We start from the raw sequence: 15,675 nt of genomic DNA on the forward strand, positions 1-15,675 counted from the left end.
CCCGGCTCAGAGCGCGTCCGGGCCGCGCTCACCGGTGCGGACCCGTACGGCGGTCCCGACCGGGATCGACCAGACCTTGCCGTCGCCGATCTTGCCGGTGCGGGCCGCCTTGACGATCACGTCGATGAGCTGTTCGGCGTCGTCGTCCTCGACCAGCACCTCGATGCGGATCTTGGGCACCAGGTCGACGGTGTACTCGGCACCGCGGTAGACCTCGGTGTGGCCGCGCTGGCGGCCGTAACCACTGGCCTCGGTGACGGTCAGGCCGTGCACCCCGAAGGTCTGCAGGGCCTCCTTGATCTCGTCGAGCCGATACGGCTTGACGACGGCGGTGATGAGCTTCATGCGTCCACCTTCTTGCTCTCGGCCGGGGCGAGGGGCGCCTGGACGGCGTTGCGGGCGGCACCGCCGCCGGCGCCGCCGAAGTCGTACGCGGTCTCTGCGTGCTCGGCCCGGTCGATGCCGGCCACCTCGTCGTCCTCGGAGACGCGCATGCCGATCGTCCGGTCCAGGAGGAAGGCGAGGACCGCGGAGGCGACCAGGGAGTAGGCGAGGACGCCGAAGACTCCGGCGCACTGCTTCCAGAACTGGTCGAGGCCACCGCCGTAGAAGAGTCCCCGGACGTCCGACTGACCCTTGCCGCTGGCGAAGAAGCCGACGAGCAGGGAGCCGACGACGCCGCCGACCAGGTGGACGCCGACGACGTCCAGGGAGTCGTCGTAGCCGAACCGGTACTTCAGGCCGACGGCCATGGCGCACAGCACACCGGCGACGGCGCCGACGGCGATCGCGCCGAGCGGGGAGACCGCGCCGCCGGCCGGTGTGATGGCGACCAGGCCCGAGACCGCGCCGGAGGCGGCGCCCAGCGTGGTGAACGCGCCGTGGCGGACCTTCTCGTAGGCGAGCCAGCCGAGTACGGCGGCGGCGGCGGCGACCTGGGTGTTGACGAACATCAGCGCGCCGACGCCGTCGTCGTTGCCGAGCCAGGAGCCGGCGTTGAAGCCGAACCAGCCGAACCACAGCAGCGCGGCGCCGAGCATGACCAGCGGCAGGCTGTGCGGGCGCATCGGGTCCTTCTTGAAGCCGACCCGCTTGCCGATCACCAGGATCACGCCGAGCGCGGCGGCACCGGCGTTGATGTGGACGGCTGTCCCGCCGGCGAAGTCGATGACGCCCAGCTCGAAGGCCCAGCCGCCGGCGCCCCAGACCCAGTGGGCGACCGGGAAGTAGACGACGGTGGCCCACAGTGCGATGAACAGCGCCCACGCGGTGAACTTCACGCGGTCCGCGAGCGCGCCGCTGATCAGGGCGGGGGTGAGGACGGCGAACATCAGTTGGAAGACCAGGAAGACGAAGACGGGGATGGTGTAGCCGCCCCACAGCTCGGTCAGACCGATGTCGCCGAGGCCGACCCAGTGGGAGTTCCATCCGACCAGACCGCCGGAGTCGGTGCCGAACGCCATGGAGAAGCCGTACAGCACCCACAGGACGGTGACGATCCCCAGGCTGATGAAGCTCATCATCAGCATGTTCAGGGTGCTCTTGACGCGGACCATGCCTCCGTAGAAGAAGGCCAGGCCCGGGGTCATGAGCATCACCAGGGCGGAACAGATGAGCATGAACCCTGTGTTGGCGGCAGAGAGCGTGGGCGTCTCCGCGGCAAGGGTGATGGCCGCTGCCATCGGCATCTCCTCGTCGTCGGTACGGCCCCGTGCGGGCGAAACCCGAGCGGGTCGTGAGGGGTGGGCCGGTTCTGCGCCAAGAGATTCGCGCAGCGCCGTTTCGGTGGAAGCCCCTCGCTGTTTCGCCGCCGTGACGAAGGCACCTGGTGTGTTAAGCGTCGGTGAACTGCCGGATTCGCGCGGCCTCTGCCCGTGGCACCGCGGCCATCGATGAAGCAACCACGAAGGCGAGCACCAGGTCCGCGAAAGCGGCGTCGGCTCGGGCGCAAAAAAACCGACCGCGGCGGGCCTTCCGATGACCTGGCATGGGGGAGCCGAGTCGGGCAGTTCGGGAGGGCCGGCCGCGGCCGGGGCCTGGGGTTTTCCCGGAGGTTCCTGCGGTCCTTCGGGGGTTCCTGCGGTCCTTCGGGGGTTCCTGCGGTCCTTCGGGGGTTCCTGTCGAAGTTCGGGGATCGGACCGCTTCGGGAGTCAGACCGCTTCGGCGGTCTCCGGCAACTCGGTGCCGAGCCGCTCGGTGAGGTCGACGACCTCGGCGAGGTCGCCGAAGTCACGGACGGCCGTGTCGACCGTCTTTCGGATACGCGTGTTGACCCGCTCGGAGCGGACCTTCTTGGCCGCCCTGATGGCCTCGGTGGCGAGGACCGCGCCCCGCTCGGGCTCACGCTGGAGGAGATGCACGGTGGCCATGCCGATCAGGTTGAGCGCGTACGACCGCTGGTAGTCGGCGCGCTCCTGGGCGAACAGCTCCACGGCCCGCTCCATCAGCGGCTCGGCGAGGGAGGCGTACGTGGGACTGCGGCCGGCGACGTAGGCGAGGTCGCGGAAGGAGTGGGAGTTCTCGCCGTACAGCTCGGCCTCGGAGAAGAAGCGGATCCAGTCGGGGTCCGGTTCGTCCCACTCGCCGACCTCTGCGAAGGTGTCCTCGGCCATCCTGACCGCGCGCTTGCACCTGCCGGGCTGGCCCATGTTGGCGTAGGCGCGGGCCTCCATCGCATACAGCATCGACTGGGTGCGCGGGCTCGCGCAGTCACGGCTGCCGTACTGCGCGAGATGGATGAGTTCCAGGGCGTCCTCGGGCCGGCCGAGGTGGATCATCTGACGGCTCAGGTTCGACAGGATGTACGAGCCCAGTGGCCGGTCCCCCGCCTCCTTGGCCGCGTGCAGGGCGAGCACGAGGTACTTCTGCGCGGTGGGCTGGAGCCCGACGTCGTACGACATCCAGCCGGCCAGTTCGGCGAGCTCGGCGGCGACCTTGAACAGCCGCCGCCGTGTCGGTTCGGGCTGGGGTTCCTGGAGCAGGTCCGTCACCTCGTGCAGCTGGCCGACGACGGCCTTGCGGCGCAGGCCGCCGCCGCACTGGGCGTCCCACTGCCGGAACATCACGGTGGTGGCCTCCAGCAGGTCCAGCTCCGGCTGGGACAGCCGGCCGCGGATGTGCCCCAGGACGGCGGGCTCGGACTCCGGGCGGGACTGGGCGGCGGACGGTGCGGGGACGAGCCAGCGCTGCATGGGCTCGATGAGGGACGGGCCCGCGGAGAGGGCCAGCGAGCTCCCGAGGAAGCCGCGCCGCGCGAGCATGAGGTCGCTGCGCGAGAACTCGCTGAGCAGGGCCACGGTCTGCGGGCCCGTCCAGGGCAGGTCGACGCCGGTCACGGAGGGCGAGGGCCTGGTGGTGCGCAGGCCCAGGTCCTCGACGGACACGACGACGCCGAAGCGCTCGGAGAACAGCTCGGACAGGATGCGCGGGATGGGCTCGCGCGGGTTCTCGCCGTCCAGCCAGCGGCGCACGCGCGAGGTGTCGGTGGAGATGTGGCTGGCACCCAGTTGGCGGGCTCTGCGGTTGACCTGGCGGGCGAGTTCGCCCTTGGACCAGCCGCTGCGGATGAACCACGAGGCGAGCAGCTCGTTCGGACGTTTCTCCGTACCCGCAGCGCTCGTCCCGCCACCGCCGTTGCCGCTCACTGGAACGCCCCCATCCCTGAAACCACTCGCCGCTGAGTGCGCCAAGCCCTATCAGAATGCCGGTTGCCGGGGCCGCCGTCCGGCGGATGCCACCCACCGAACGGAAAGCCGAGTTGCCTCCGGCATACCCGTGTGTGCATGTGCCACAAGAAGCCGTGCACACAACGTAGCGCTACGATCACCCGTCCAGCCATGGCGAACCGGTAATCGCCACCATTCGCCACCCCATCGAATGAACTCACGGTGGCCGACTCACGATTCACTTGACACAGGGCAGCCACAGTGGATGCGGCGAGGCGCTCTGGGGCGCAAGCCGCCCCGCACACCACCCCGGGCGCTTCCGGGCGCCGACTGAGCCGATCGGTACGGGGAAGTCGAAAACAGAGAGTCACGCGTCACGCCCGCTGCGTAACCGTCGGTGCGTCGGACCCGTTGGAGGGGGCATGGGCTTCACGATCGGCATCAGCCGGGGCATCCGCGACATCCGGTCCGGCTCACGCCGTCGGGGCCGCGCGTCGGACGGCACCGGAGTGGCGGAGTACACCGGGCTGTGGGGCTGGGACGTGGTGCCGGGTGCCCGCGCCGCGGCCGGCGCCTGCTCCTGCGGCCGGGCGGGATGCCGGGCGCCGGGGGCGCATCCGCTGGACCTCGCCCCGGAGATCCCCGCCGGGGCTCCGCTGGACGACGTGACGGAGATCTGGGCCGGGTACCCGGGCGCCGCGATGATGCTGCCGGTCGGGCGGGCGTTCGACGTGATCGAGGTGGCCGAACCCGCCGGGTGCCGCGCCCTGGCCCGGCTGGAGCGCATGGGCCTGCCCGTCGGCCCGGTCGCCGCCACCCCGGACGGCCGGGCCCAGTTCTTCGTCGCCCCCGGCGCCGCCGCCGCGCTCCCCGAGCTGCTCTACCGCATGGGCTGGGACGACCCGGCCGCCCTCGACCTGCGCGGCCTCGGTCCCGGTACGCACATCACGGCACCGGCGTCGGACCGGGGCGGCCTCGGTCCGGTGCGCTGGCTGCGCTCTCCCGCCCTCGATTCGGTTCCCCACCCGCCCGAGGCCCGTCTGGTCCTGGGCACGCTGGCGTACGTCGTGCACCGGTCGCAGGGTAGGCACAGGCCCCGAAGGCCGCAGGCACAGGCCCCGGAGCCGTACATGGGGCAGCACGGCGAAGCGCCCGTTTCCGGGTTTCCGGAAGCGGGCGCTTCTTCGCGTCGGTGCGGGTGCCGTCCGGCGGGTCGCCCCGGGGTCACTCCCCGATGAGCGCGTCCACGAACGCGTCGGGCTCGAACGGTGCCAGGTCGTCCGCGCCCTCGCCGAGACCGATCAGCTTGACCGGGACGCCCAGTTCGCGCTGGACGGCGATCACGATGCCGCCCTTGGCCGTGCCGTCCAGCTTGGTGAGCACGATGCCGGTGATGTCGACGACCTCGGCGAAGACCCGGGCCTGGACCAGACCGTTCTGACCGGTGGTGGCGTCGAGCACGAGCAGCACCTCGTCCAGCGGGGCCTGCTTCTCCACGACCCGCTTGACCTTGCCGAGCTCGTCCATCAGGCCCGTCTTGGTGTGCAGTCGGCCGGCGGTGTCGATGAGCACGACGCCCGCGCTCATCTCCTTGCCCTCCTTGACCGCGTCGAACGCGACGGAGGCCGGGTCGCCGCCCTCCGGGCCGCGCACGGTGTGGGCACCGACGCGCTCGCCCCAGGTCTGGAGCTGGTCGGCGGCGGCGGCGCGGAACGTGTCGGCGGCGCCGAGGACGACGGTGTTGCCGTCGGCGACCAGGACCCGGGCGAGCTTGCCGGTGGTGGTGGTCTTGCCGGTGCCGTTGACCCCCACGACCATCACGACGCCCGGACCGCCGGTCCCGGTCTCGGTGCGCACGGTGCGGTCCATCGTGGGATCGACCAGGGTGATCAGCTCCTCGCGGAGCAGCCCGCGCAGTTCGGCGGGGGTGCGGGTGCCGAGCACCTTCACGCGCTCGCGCAGCCGCTCGACCAGTTCCTGGGTGGGCTGCACGCCGACATCGGCGGTGAGCAGGGTGTCCTCGACCTCCTCCCAGGTGTCCTCGTCGAGGTGCTCGCGGGAGAGCAGGATGAGCAGGCCCCTGCCCAGGGCGTTCTGCGAACGGGAGAGACGGGTTCGCAGCCGGACGAGCCGGCCGGCGGTGGGCTCCGGGATCTCGATCGCGGGAGCCTCGGCGGGCGGCTCCTCGACGACGACCGGGGCGGAGCCGTCCGGAAGATCAACCTCCTCGATGGTGCGCCGCGGTTCCTCCCGCGGCGTCTCGGCCTCGTCGCCGACGTGTGGCTCGGCTGGAGGGGCGGTGATGTCGGGCGCGGTGGGCGGCGGCGGCGGCTGCTTCTTGCGGCGGCTGCCGACGATGAGCCCGCCGAGCACACCGAACACGACCACGGCGATGACTACAGCAAGGATGACGATGTCCATAACGGGTCCAGTATCAGCCATGGGCAGCCCGGTCGAGCCGAGGTCGGCCCCCGTGGAACGGCCCGTGCCGTCCCGGGCCGGCGACCTGGTGGTCGGCGGCCGACGACGTACGGGTCAGGACGTGCGGCACACGGCACGGACACACCGCCGCCCCGGCCCGGACGGTGTCCGGAGCGGGGCGGCAGGGTACGAGGAGAGGGGCAGCGGGGACTTGAACCCCTCTCCTCGGGCTTTTGCGGGACGGGTCCGTGGACCGTCGGTCCGCGGGCGCGGTCAGCCCATTTCCTCCAGGGCCTTGCCCTTCGTCTCCTTGACGAACTTCAGGACGAACGGGATGGAGAGCGCCGCGAAGAACGTGTAGATCACGTAGGTGGTCGACAGGTTCCACTCGGCCAGCGACGGGAAGCTCGCGGTGATGGCCCAGTTGGCGATCCACTGCGCGGCGGCGGCCACTCCCAGCGCGGCGGCGCGGATCCGGTTAGGGAACATCTCGCCGAGCATGACCCAGACGACCACACCCCATGACAGGGCGAAGAAGAGGACGAACATGTGGGCGGCGACCAGCGCGACCCAGCCCTGGGTGGCGGGCAGCCTGCCGTCGACGAGGTCGAAGGAGAACGCCCAGGCCTCCAGTGCGAGGCCGATCACCATGCCGACGGAGCCGATGATCGCGAGCGGCCTGCGACCGATGCGGTCGACGAAGATCATCGCGATGACGGTGCCGACGATGTTGATGATCGACGTGGTGAAGGAGTAGAAGAACGAGTCCGCCGGGTCGACGCCAACCGACTGCCACAGCGTCGCCGAGTAGTAGAACGCGACGTTGATGCCGACGAACTGCTGGAAGACCGACAGGCCGATACCGATCCAGACGATCGGCTTGAAGAAGAAGCTGCCGCCGAGCAGGTCCTTGAAGCGGGACTTCTCCTCGCTGTGCATCGCCGTCTCGATCTCGCTGACGCGGGCGTCCAGGTCGACGCCCTTGCCCTCGACCTCTTCGAGGATCTTCCGGGCGCGCTCGTGCTTGCCGACGGAGATCAGGTAGCGGGGGGACTCGGGGATGGCGAAGGAGAGCAGTCCGTACAGCACGGCCGGGACGACCATGACGCCGAGCATCAACTGCCATGCCTCCAGACCCAGCAGCGTGCCGCGCTGCTCGCCGCCTGCGGCGTTCAGGATGCCCCAGTTGACCAGCTGCGACACGGCGATGCCGACGACGATCGCGGCCTGCTGGAAGGAGCCGAGCCGGCCGCGGTAGGCGGGCGGGGCGACCTCGGCGATGTAGGCCGGGCCGATCACCGAGGCCATACCGATGGCGACGCCGCCGACGATCCGCCAGAAGGCGAGGTCGTAGAGGGAGAAGGGGACGGCGGAGCCGATGGCGCTGACGGCGAACAGGAGCGCGGCGATCTGCATGACCCGGATGCGGCCGATGCGGTCGGCTATGCGGCCGGCGGTCGCGGCACCGAGGGCACAGCCGATCAGCGCGACGGCGATGACCTGGGCGAGCGCGGCCGAGCCGATGCCGTAGCGGTCCCGGATGGCCTCGACGGCGCCGTTGATCACGGAGCTGTCGTAGCCGAAGAGGAAGCCACCCATGGCGGCTGCCGCCGTGATGAAGATGACGTGCCCGAGATGCTCGGGTTGAGCCGTCCCGGCTCCTGACTTCTGTGCCTGCGCTGAGCTGGTCACGTGTAACTCCTCGGGCCACCGGCAACATCGCCGGGTGGGGTCAGCCCTTCGAGGTCCACCTGAAGGTACCTGAAGGTGAAAGCAACATGGCGAAGACTATGCGTTCAAGTTTTGAAGTCAATAGAGGGTTACGGAACGGATACCCGCGGATCTCGCGAGGTTGGGTTCAAAAGTCGAAGCCAAGCGTGTGAGACGCGTGATGGGTGATCATGAATGCGTGCAGGTTGCACTTGTCTAGCGGAGGCGCTGGCTGATGACCTTGGAGACACCGTCGCCCTGCATGGAGACGCCGTAGAGCGCGTCGGCGACCTCCATCGTGCGCTTCTGGTGGGTGATCACGATCAGCTGCGAGGCCTCCTGCAGCTCCTGCATGATGCGGATCAGCCGCTGGAGGTTGGTGTCGTCGAGCGCGGCCTCGACCTCGTCCATGACGTAGAACGGACTCGGCCGCGCCTTGAAGATCGACACCAGCAGCGCCACGGCGGTCAGTGACCGCTCGCCGCCCGAGAGCAGCGACAGCCGCTTGACCTTCTTGCCCGGCGGACGCGCCTCGACGTCCACGCCCGTGGTGAGCATGTCGTCGGGGTCGGTCAGCACCAGCCGCCCCTCACCGCCCGGGAACAGCCGGGAGAAGACGCCCTCGAACTCCCGGGCCGTGTCCCGGTAGGCCTCGCTGAAGACCTGCTCGACGCGCTCGTCGACCTCCTTGACGACCTGGAGCAGATCCGCGCGGGTCTTCTTCAGGTCCTCCAGTTGCTCGCCGAGGAACTGATGGCGTTCCTCCAGAGCAGCGAACTCCTCCAGCGCGAGCGGGTTCACCTTGCCGAGCTGCTGGTAGGCCCGCTCGGCGGCCTTCATCCGCTTCTCCTGCTCCGCCCGCACGAAGGGGCGAGGCGTGTTGCGCGGGTGCTCGGGGTCGTCCGGGAGGTCCTCCCCGTCGGCGGGGGGCGAGGTCGGCACCAGTTGGTGCGGTCCGTACTCCGCCACCAGTCCGGCCGGTTCGACACCCAGTTCCTCCAGCGCCTTGGTCTCCAACTGCTCCATCCGCAGCCGCTTCTCGGCGCCGAGTACCTCGCCCCGGTGAACTGAATCCGTCAACTTGTCGAGTTCCGCCTTGAGATCGCGTCCCTCGGTGCGTGCCCGGGCGAGCTCCTGTTCGCTGCGGGCCTTCGCGGCCTCGGCGGCGGTGCGCTCCTCCTCGGCACGCGCGAGGGACACCTCGACGTGCGCGAGCAGCTGACGGGCACCGCCCGCGACGGCCTCGGCGACGGCTGCCTCGTGCCGCAGCCGGGCCCGCCGCTGCTCGGCACGCGCGCGTGCCTCGCGTTCCGCGCGGGCGGCCCGGTCGAGGGAGTCGGCCCGCCCGGCGAGTCCCTTGACCCGCTCCTCGTGCGTACGCACCTGGAGCCGGGCCTCCATCTCGGTCTGGCGGGCGTTGGCCCCGTCGGCGGCGAGCCGGTCGCGCACGGAGGAGTCGGGCTCCTCTCCCTCCCCGAAAGGGGCACTCTCCTCGGCGACGGCGAGCCGTTCGGCGAGTTCCTCCACATCGGTGAGCGCCTCGTCGAGGGCTTCCTGCGCCCTGGCGGCCGCGGCGGCGGAGCGCTCGGCCTCCCCGGCCGCACCACGTGCCTGCCCGGCGAGCCGGCCCAACTGCTGGGCGACGGAGGACTTCTCCCTGTCGGCGGCCCGGCGCCGCTCCCCCAGTTCCTCGACGAGGGCCGCGCACCGGCCGCGTTCCTCGGCCGCCGTGTGCTGTGCCAGGGCCAGTTCCTCGCACCGCACACCGAGCTCTTCCAGCTCGGCGGCGGCCTCGTCCACGGCTGCCCGCACCTCGAGCAGGCTCGGGGCTCCCGCCGAGCCGCCGTGCGCGAAGTGCGCGCCCAGCAGGTCGCCCTCGGCGGTCACGGCGGTCAGCTCGGGCCGCGCGTACACCAGCTCCTCGGCGTCCTCCAGGGTGCCGACGACGACGATACCGCGCAGCAACCGGCTTACGGCAGACAGGAGTTCGGCAGGACCGCGCACCAGGTCGGCGGCGTACGGGGGACTGCCGGGAGCATCCGCGCGCGGCTCGTGCGGTGCGTCGGCGGGCACTTCCCGCAGTCCGCCGGCAACGGTGCCGGTGAGCAGCAGGGTGGCGCGGCCCGCTTCCTGTTTGCGCAGCAGGCGGATCGCGTCGGCGGCGGTGGCGGGGCCGGTGACGGCGAGGGCGTCGGCGGCGGCCCCGAAGGCGGCGGCGAGGGCGACCTCGTGGCCCGGGGTCACGGTGAGCAGTTCGGCGGCGGGGCCGAGCAGCCCGGCCAGCCGGTCCTGCGCCGCGAGCAGCGCGCCGGTGCCGTCCTTGCGGCGCAGGCCGAGGGCGAGGGCCTCGTGGCGGGCCCGGGTCGCGGCGCGCTCACGTTCGACGGCGGTGACCGCCTCACGGGCCGCGGTGAGGGCGGCCTCGGCCTCGGCGAGCCGCTGTTCGGCCTCCGTGTGACGTCCGGCGAGTTCCACGTCGCCGGCGTCGAGGCCGTCGACCTCGGCCTGCAGGACCTCGTACTCCTCCTGGGCGGCGACGGCCCGTTGCTGAGCCTCGTCGCGGGCCGCGGCCAGGCGCTCGATCTCGGCCTGGGCCGCCGCGGCACGCGAACGGGCCGCGCCCACCTGGCCCGTGAGCCGGGCGAGTCCCTCGCGCCGGTCGGCGAGGGCGCGCGCGGCGTCCTTCAGCCGCCTTTCCTCCAGGGCGAGGTCGCGTTCCAGCTCCGTGCGGTGGGCGACCGTGTTCTCCAGGGCGTGTTCGGCGGCCTCGAGGGCGGCCTCCAGCTCGGCCTCCTGCTCGCGGATGCGGGCGGCCTCGCGCTCCATATCCTCCGGGTCGCGTCCGCGGCGCTCCTCGGGCGGCGCGGAGGTGGCGCTCTTCACGCGCGCTTCGGCCAGCGAGATGGTGCCGCGCACCCGCTCGGCGAGCCGGGAGAGCTCGTACCAGGTCTGCTGGGCACTGTGCAGGCGCGGAGTGAGCCGGCGCACCTCGTCCTCGAGGACCGCCTCCCGCTGGAGCGCCTTGCGCAGTTCCTGTTCGGCGGCGTCCTTGCGCTCCTTGAGGGCGGCCTCGTCGGCGATCTCCGCCGCGACCGCGTCGCGCAGCCGCACGAGGTCGTCGGCGAGGAGACGCAGGCGGACGTCGCGCAGGTCGGCCTGGATGACGGCGGCCCTTCTGGCGACCGCGGCCTGGCGGCCGAGGGGCTTGAGCTGGCGGCGCAGTTCGTCGGTGAGGTCCTGTACGCGCGCGAGGTTGGCCTGCATCGCGTCCAGCTTGCGCAGCGCCTTCTCCTTGCGCTTGCGGTGTTTGAGGACACCGGCTGCCTCCTCGATGAAGGCACGGCGGCCCATCGGGTCGGCGTGCAGCACGGAGTCCAGTTGGCCCTGGCCGACGATGACGTGCATCTCACGGCCGATGCCGGAGTCGGAGAGCAGTTCCTGGATGTCGAGGAGACGGCAGGTGTCGCCGTTGATCTGGTACTCGCTGCCGCCGTTGCGGAACATGATCCGCGTGATGGTGACCTCGGCGTACTCGATGGGCAGGGCCCCGTCGGTGTTGTCGATGGTCAGCGACACCTCGGCTCGCCCGAGCGGCGGGCGGCCGGTGGTGCCGGCGAAGATGACGTCCTCCATCTTGCCGCCGCGCAGCGACTTGGCGCCCTGCTCGCCCATGACCCAGCTGAGCGCGTCCACGACATTGGACTTGCCCGAGCCGTTCGGACCGACGACGCACGTGATGCCCGGTTCGAACCGGAGTGTGGTCGCCGAGGCGAACGACTTGAAGCCTCGGAGGGTCAGGGCCTTGAGGTGCACGTGGCCGGACTTTACCCGCCCGAGATGTCCCACTCCATGAACCGGCGGTTTCACGGGTGAACGCGCAGGGCACACCAAACGTTAAAGACGGTGAAAGGATGCGCGAGTCAAGGAACCGGGGGAACTGGGGAAACCGGGCGGCGCAGGGGGTGCCGGGGGGGTACGGAGGCAGGAAAGAAGGGACGCCGGGGCGTCCCTTGCACTTCTGACAACGTGGCGGTGGTGACGGGTGAACCGACCGCTGCCTTGCCGGGGTGGAGCGGTGCAGCGATCAGGTCAGCGCAGGCTCCGCCTGGTGTGCGTCAACGCTCTCCATGATCCTGTCGTGAGAAGCGGCAGCCGCAAGCTCGTCGTTCTCCGCCTGGATCCGTACGATTTCGGATTCCAGGTCCTGGACGCGCCGCTGGAGCCGTCGCATCTCGGCGAGGAGTCGAGGGTCGGAGCCGCCGACGTAACCGAGAAGCGCCTTTGCCATGATGGATGGTCCTCCACAATGCGTGACCGACCTGTGCGGTGTGGGTCGTGAGGGATGAGCACCCGCGGTGCTTGGCAGACCTGGAGTTGTGCTGCCGTTCAGCCATGCCAAACAGCTAAGGTGCGCGGGGCTTTCAGCGTCTCACCAAAAAGTTTGACGGTCAACACGATCACGCCCCGTATCGACGGATGGCCGAGCGTGCACGACTGTCGAGCGGTGGCGGCGCCGCTCGTGCCGGCCCCCGGGGCGCGGTGGGTCGGATGTGCGGGCGAGCTTCCCACGACGGGGGCGTTCTTGGCAATCACCAGGGACTTTCCGCGCTTTCGGGCCGACCGGGGCCCCCTCTCCGGACCCCGGGGACTCCGGGAGGGCGGCGGGATCAGCGGATGGCGAAGCCCTCGTAGCCACCGCGGGGTGTGTCCCATATCTCGGTGACCCCGTCCACATGTCCGGGCGTGTCGCCGTCCTGGAGCCAGTCGAGCAGGCCTTCGCAGCGTTCCCGGGAGCCCTCCGCGACCACTTGGACCCGTCCGTCACCCAAATTGAGAGCAAAGCCACTCAGGCCGCCGATCTCCAGCGCCTTGGCCCGCGTGAACCAGCGGAAACCCACACCTTGGACCCGTCCTCGCACCCAGGCGACCAGTCGCACATCCTCGCTCATGACTGCAACCTAACCGGACAATGTCACTCGGGGCACTCCCTCCCCTTATGCCATGCGGTACCGTCCCGATCGAACGAATCTCATATGAAACTCACACGATCGTGTGAGTTTCATGTTGATCGCGAGGACGGGTCGACCGCAAGGACCAGGAAGGCCAGGACATGGGACGCCACCGACGCTCCGCCGCCGGCCGCGCCGCCACGGGCCGCGCCGCCACGGAGGTCACTCAGCACGACGGCCGGTACGACGGGAGCCACGACCCGCTGAGCGCACACGCGGCGGACGCCCCGACGATGGGTATCGCTCCCTACCTGAATCCGGAGGCGTACGCCGAGACGTCCGCGAGGAGCGAGGCCTACCTCTTCGCGACGGAGGACGGCCCCGGCGACGGTCACGCCGTCGGCGACTTCGCCCAGGACGGCTTCACGCAGGACGGCTTCACGTACGGCGCCCACTCCGGAACCTCCTTCCAGGCAGACCACGGGAACGACCACCCGGGCGGCTTCCCGGCAAGGCCCGACCGCTCCTCGGCCGCCGCCGAGACGGCTGTCTTCGCGAGCGACGGCCTCCCGCCCGGGGACGCCCCGCGGGGCGGTTTCCCCGACGACGGCTTCACGCCCGGCGACGGCGACCGGCACTCGGGCGGCTCGGGCGGGCGGCGCCGGAAGAAGAAGGCCGCGACGCCGGTGCGCACCGGACTGCTCGGGGTCTCCGCCGCGGTGGCCCTCGGCACGGTCGCGGTGGCCACGGGCGCGGTGCCGGGCCTCGAGAACTACAAGCTCGGCGGCGACAGCTCTCCCGGCGAGACGGTGGAAGCCGCGGGCACCCCGACCAACACACCCGGTGAGCAGGGCGGCACCTCGGGCAGTCTTGAGAGCCCGAGCCGGGAGGCCGGCACCCCCGCCAGCCGCGACTCCGAACGCTCCACCTCGCCGAAGCCCTCGCCGTCGGTCCCCTCGGCCGAGCAGTCGAAGACGCCGGAGACCAAGGTGCCGGAGACGAAGGCGCCGGAGCAGCAGAAGCCGACGGTGACGCCGAGCGAGAAGCCCGAGACGACGCCGCCTCGCAAGGCCACTCCGGAGCCGGAGAAGCAGGCGCCGAGCAGCCCGGTGACCGTCTCGGAGGAGGCCGCCGCCGGAGCCCAGGTGCTCCAGCTGGTCAACCAGGAGCGTGCCAAGGTGGGCTGCAGCCCGGTCGCCGCGAACAGCGCACTGACGGGCCTGGCCACGGCGTTCAGCCAGGACATGGCCGAGCGCGGCTTCTTCGACCACACCGACCCCGACGGCGACACCCCGTGGGACAGGGCGAAGGCGGCCGGGATAGCCGACCTCGGCGGGGAGAACATAGCCCGCGGCCAGGCGACCGCCGCGGCCGTGATGGAAGCCTGGATGGACAGCCCCGGCCACAAGGCGAACATACTGAACTGCGACTTCAAGACGCTGGGCGTGGGCGTGCACTTCGGGTCGGGCGGCCCGTGGTGGACCCAGAACTTCGGCTACTAGCCGGGCCTCAGCGGTACGCGTGGTGTGGACGGCGGTTCGGGGCTTCCCGGGCCGCCGTCCGCGTTTCTCGGCACTAACTTCCAGTTAGTGCATTCTGTTGGTAAGCGCTGCACTGAAGTACGCTGATCGCATGACGACCACGCGGCGGTACCCGGGAGATCCGGGGCTTCCCTACAACGCGTTCGCCAAGGAGTGCCCCTCACGCGGCACGCTGGAGCATGTGACGGGGCGCTGGGGCGCGCTGACGCTCGGGGCGCTGTCCGAGGGCTCGCTGCGCTTCAACGAGTTGCGCCGCCGCGTCGACGGTGTGAGCGAGAAGATGCTGTCCCAGACGCTGCACGCGCTGGAACGCGACGGCCTGGTGCACCGCGAGGCACAGCCGACCAACCCGCCCCGGGTGGACTACGAACTCACCCCGCTGGGCCACGAGGCCGCGCGGCGCGTGCTGTCCCTCATCCACTTCCTGGAGGACAGCATGAACGACGTGCTCCTGGCGCGAGAGAGTTACGACGCGCGCGGAGCCCGCTGACACCTCGGGCAGAAGTAGCTGGACCGGTTCATCCAGGGCCGCCGTCGTATCGGCGTGCCGCAGCGACGGCAGGGCAGGTCCTCCCGCCCGTAGGCGTCGAGGGACCGGTCGAAGTAGCCCGACTCGCCGTTGACGTCGACGTAGAGGCTGTCGAAGCTGGTGCCGCCCACCGCGAGGGCGGCGTTCATCACGTCCCGCACATGGTCCAGGAGGAGCTGGGAGCGCGGGCGGGTGAAGGTCTCCGTCGGGCGCTCGTAGTGGATGCGGGCCCGCCACAGCGCCTCGTCCGCGTAGATGTTGCCGACGCCGCTGATCAGCGACTGGTCCAGCAGGGCCCGTTTGATGGTGGTGCGCTTGCGGCGCAGTGCCCGGTGGAAGGCGTCGTCGTCGAAGAGCGGGTCGAGCGGGTCGCGGGCGATGTGCGCGATGACGTCGGGCAGGCCCTCAGGAGTGTTCTCGTGCAACGACAGCCCACCGAAGGTGCGTTGGTCGACGAAGCGGAGTTCGGTGTCCAGCGCGTCCGTGAAGCGGACCCGGACCCGCAGATGCTTCTCGTCCACCGCCGTGTGCGGCTGGACCAGCAGCTGGCCGCTCATGCCGAGGTGGGCCAGGACGGACTCGCCCGTGCCCTCCAGGGGCAGCCACAGGTACTTGCCGCGGCGGCTGGGGACACCGACACGACGACCCTTCAGACGGTGCGTGAAGTCCTCGGCGCCGGCGACGTGGCGGCGTACCGCACGCGGGTGCAGCACCTCGGCCTCGGCGACGGTCCGGTGGGCGACCCACCGCTCCAGTCCCCGCCGTACGACCTCGACCTCGGGCAACTCGGGCATCGTTCCCCCTCCGAGGATCGGTCCACGAGCGCGCCCCGAGCGCCCACCCCGTCAGGGGCAGGCGC

The 15,675-nt window shown here is 70.8% G+C and carries 11 protein-coding genes and 1 pseudogene; 3 read left to right on the top strand and 9 right to left on the bottom strand.

Annotated elements, in window-relative coordinates:
* Nucleotides 1-6: 6 nt before the first annotated feature.
* The 3 genes from AC6F7H_RS05600 to nsdA all read right to left on the bottom strand — a co-directional run bounded on the left by AC6F7H_RS05600 (nucleotide 7) and on the right by nsdA (nucleotide 3,645).
* Complete coding sequence (locus tag AC6F7H_RS05600; protein ID WP_500755583.1) at nucleotides 7-345, bottom strand: P-II family nitrogen regulator; 339 nt, start codon at nucleotides 343-345, stop codon at nucleotides 7-9.
* On the bottom strand, nucleotides 342-1,682 hold the full coding sequence (locus tag AC6F7H_RS05605; RefSeq protein WP_500755585.1) for an ammonium transporter: 1,341 nt from the start codon (nucleotides 1,680-1,682) through the stop codon (nucleotides 342-344). The genes AC6F7H_RS05600 and AC6F7H_RS05605 overlap by 4 nt, the downstream gene beginning before the upstream one ends.
* A gap of 469 nt (nucleotides 1,683-2,151) precedes the next feature.
* Nucleotides 2,152-3,645, bottom strand: a complete 1,494-nt coding sequence (gene nsdA, locus AC6F7H_RS05610) for a transcriptional repressor NsdA (protein ID WP_500755588.1) — start codon at nucleotides 3,643-3,645, stop codon at nucleotides 2,152-2,154.
* Nucleotides 3,646-4,088: 443 nt separating this feature from the next.
* Between nsdA and AC6F7H_RS05615 the strand changes: the two are divergent.
* Nucleotides 4,089-4,748: pseudogene (locus tag AC6F7H_RS05615) on the top strand (bifunctional DNA primase/polymerase); the annotation flags it as partial.
* 142 nt (nucleotides 4,749-4,890) lie between these two features.
* On the opposite strand, the gene ftsY reads toward AC6F7H_RS05615, so the two are convergent.
* From ftsY to AC6F7H_RS05640, 5 genes are all read right to left on the bottom strand, one after another.
* Complete coding sequence (gene ftsY / locus AC6F7H_RS05620) at nucleotides 4,891-6,087, bottom strand: signal recognition particle-docking protein FtsY (protein WP_500755590.1); 1,197 nt, start codon at nucleotides 6,085-6,087, stop codon at nucleotides 4,891-4,893.
* A 273-nt stretch (nucleotides 6,088-6,360) separates the two neighbouring features.
* Nucleotides 6,361-7,779 carry a sugar porter family MFS transporter gene (locus AC6F7H_RS05625; protein WP_500755592.1) on the bottom strand — a complete coding sequence of 473 codons (1,419 nt, stop codon included), beginning with the start codon at nucleotides 7,777-7,779 and terminating at the stop codon, nucleotides 6,361-6,363.
* A 234-nt stretch (nucleotides 7,780-8,013) separates the two neighbouring features.
* A complete protein-coding gene (gene smc / locus AC6F7H_RS05630; protein WP_500755594.1) occupies nucleotides 8,014-11,610 on the bottom strand; it encodes a chromosome segregation protein SMC in 3,597 nt (1,198 codons plus the stop codon).
* 271 nt (nucleotides 11,611-11,881) lie between these two features.
* The gene (locus AC6F7H_RS05635; RefSeq protein WP_500755596.1) at nucleotides 11,882-12,085 is read right to left on the bottom strand and encodes a hypothetical protein; all 204 of its coding nucleotides are present in this window, start codon (nucleotides 12,083-12,085) and stop codon (nucleotides 11,882-11,884) included.
* Between the two features lie 379 nt (nucleotides 12,086-12,464).
* A complete protein-coding gene (locus AC6F7H_RS05640) occupies nucleotides 12,465-12,746 on the bottom strand; it encodes an acylphosphatase (RefSeq protein ID WP_279333675.1) in 282 nt (93 codons plus the stop codon).
* Nucleotides 12,747-12,907: 161 nt separating this feature from the next.
* Here AC6F7H_RS05640 and AC6F7H_RS05645 point away from each other — a divergent pair, with 161 nt between their 5' ends.
* Together AC6F7H_RS05645 and AC6F7H_RS05650 are read left to right on the top strand one after the other, a co-directional pair.
* Nucleotides 12,908-14,248 carry a CAP domain-containing protein gene (locus tag AC6F7H_RS05645; protein ID WP_500755598.1) on the top strand — a complete coding sequence of 447 codons (1,341 nt, stop codon included), beginning with the start codon at nucleotides 12,908-12,910 and terminating at the stop codon, nucleotides 14,246-14,248.
* Between the two features lie 130 nt (nucleotides 14,249-14,378).
* Nucleotides 14,379-14,777 (top strand): winged helix-turn-helix transcriptional regulator, encoded by a 399-nt coding sequence (locus AC6F7H_RS05650; RefSeq protein ID WP_500755600.1) that lies wholly within the window; start codon nucleotides 14,379-14,381, stop codon nucleotides 14,775-14,777.
* Here the strand turns inward: AC6F7H_RS05650 and mutM are convergent.
* Nucleotides 14,753-15,610 carry a bifunctional DNA-formamidopyrimidine glycosylase/DNA-(apurinic or apyrimidinic site) lyase gene (mutM, locus tag AC6F7H_RS05655; protein WP_500755602.1) on the bottom strand — a complete coding sequence of 286 codons (858 nt, stop codon included), beginning with the start codon at nucleotides 15,608-15,610 and terminating at the stop codon, nucleotides 14,753-14,755. The two genes, AC6F7H_RS05650 and mutM, sit on opposite strands and share 25 nt — an antisense overlap.
* Nucleotides 15,611-15,675 lie beyond the last annotated feature (65 nt).

This window comes from Streptomyces sp. MMS24-W38 (assembly GCF_059889265.1).

Excerpts from the sequence above, each read along its gene's own strand:
- AC6F7H_RS05600 (WP_500755583.1), bottom strand. The coding sequence starts at position 345 with ATGAAGCTCATCACCGCCGTCGTCAAGCCGTATCGGCTCGACGAGATC.
- AC6F7H_RS05605 (WP_500755585.1), bottom strand. The coding sequence starts at position 1,682 with ATGGCAGCGGCCATCACCCTTGCCGCGGAGACGCCCACGCTCTCTGCC.
- ftsY (WP_500755590.1), bottom strand. The coding sequence starts at position 6,087 with ATGGACATCGTCATCCTTGCTGTAGTCATCGCCGTGGTCGTGTTCGGT.
- AC6F7H_RS05635 (WP_500755596.1), bottom strand. The coding sequence starts at position 12,085 with ATGGCAAAGGCGCTTCTCGGTTACGTCGGCGGCTCCGACCCTCGACTC.
- AC6F7H_RS05640 (WP_279333675.1), bottom strand. The coding sequence starts at position 12,746 with ATGAGCGAGGATGTGCGACTGGTCGCCTGGGTGCGAGGACGGGTCCAA.
- AC6F7H_RS05645 (WP_500755598.1), top strand. The coding sequence starts at position 12,908 with ATGGGACGCCACCGACGCTCCGCCGCCGGCCGCGCCGCCACGGGCCGC.
- AC6F7H_RS05650 (WP_500755600.1), top strand. The coding sequence starts at position 14,379 with ATGACGACCACGCGGCGGTACCCGGGAGATCCGGGGCTTCCCTACAAC.
- mutM (WP_500755602.1), bottom strand. The coding sequence starts at position 15,610 with ATGCCCGAGTTGCCCGAGGTCGAGGTCGTACGGCGGGGACTGGAGCGG.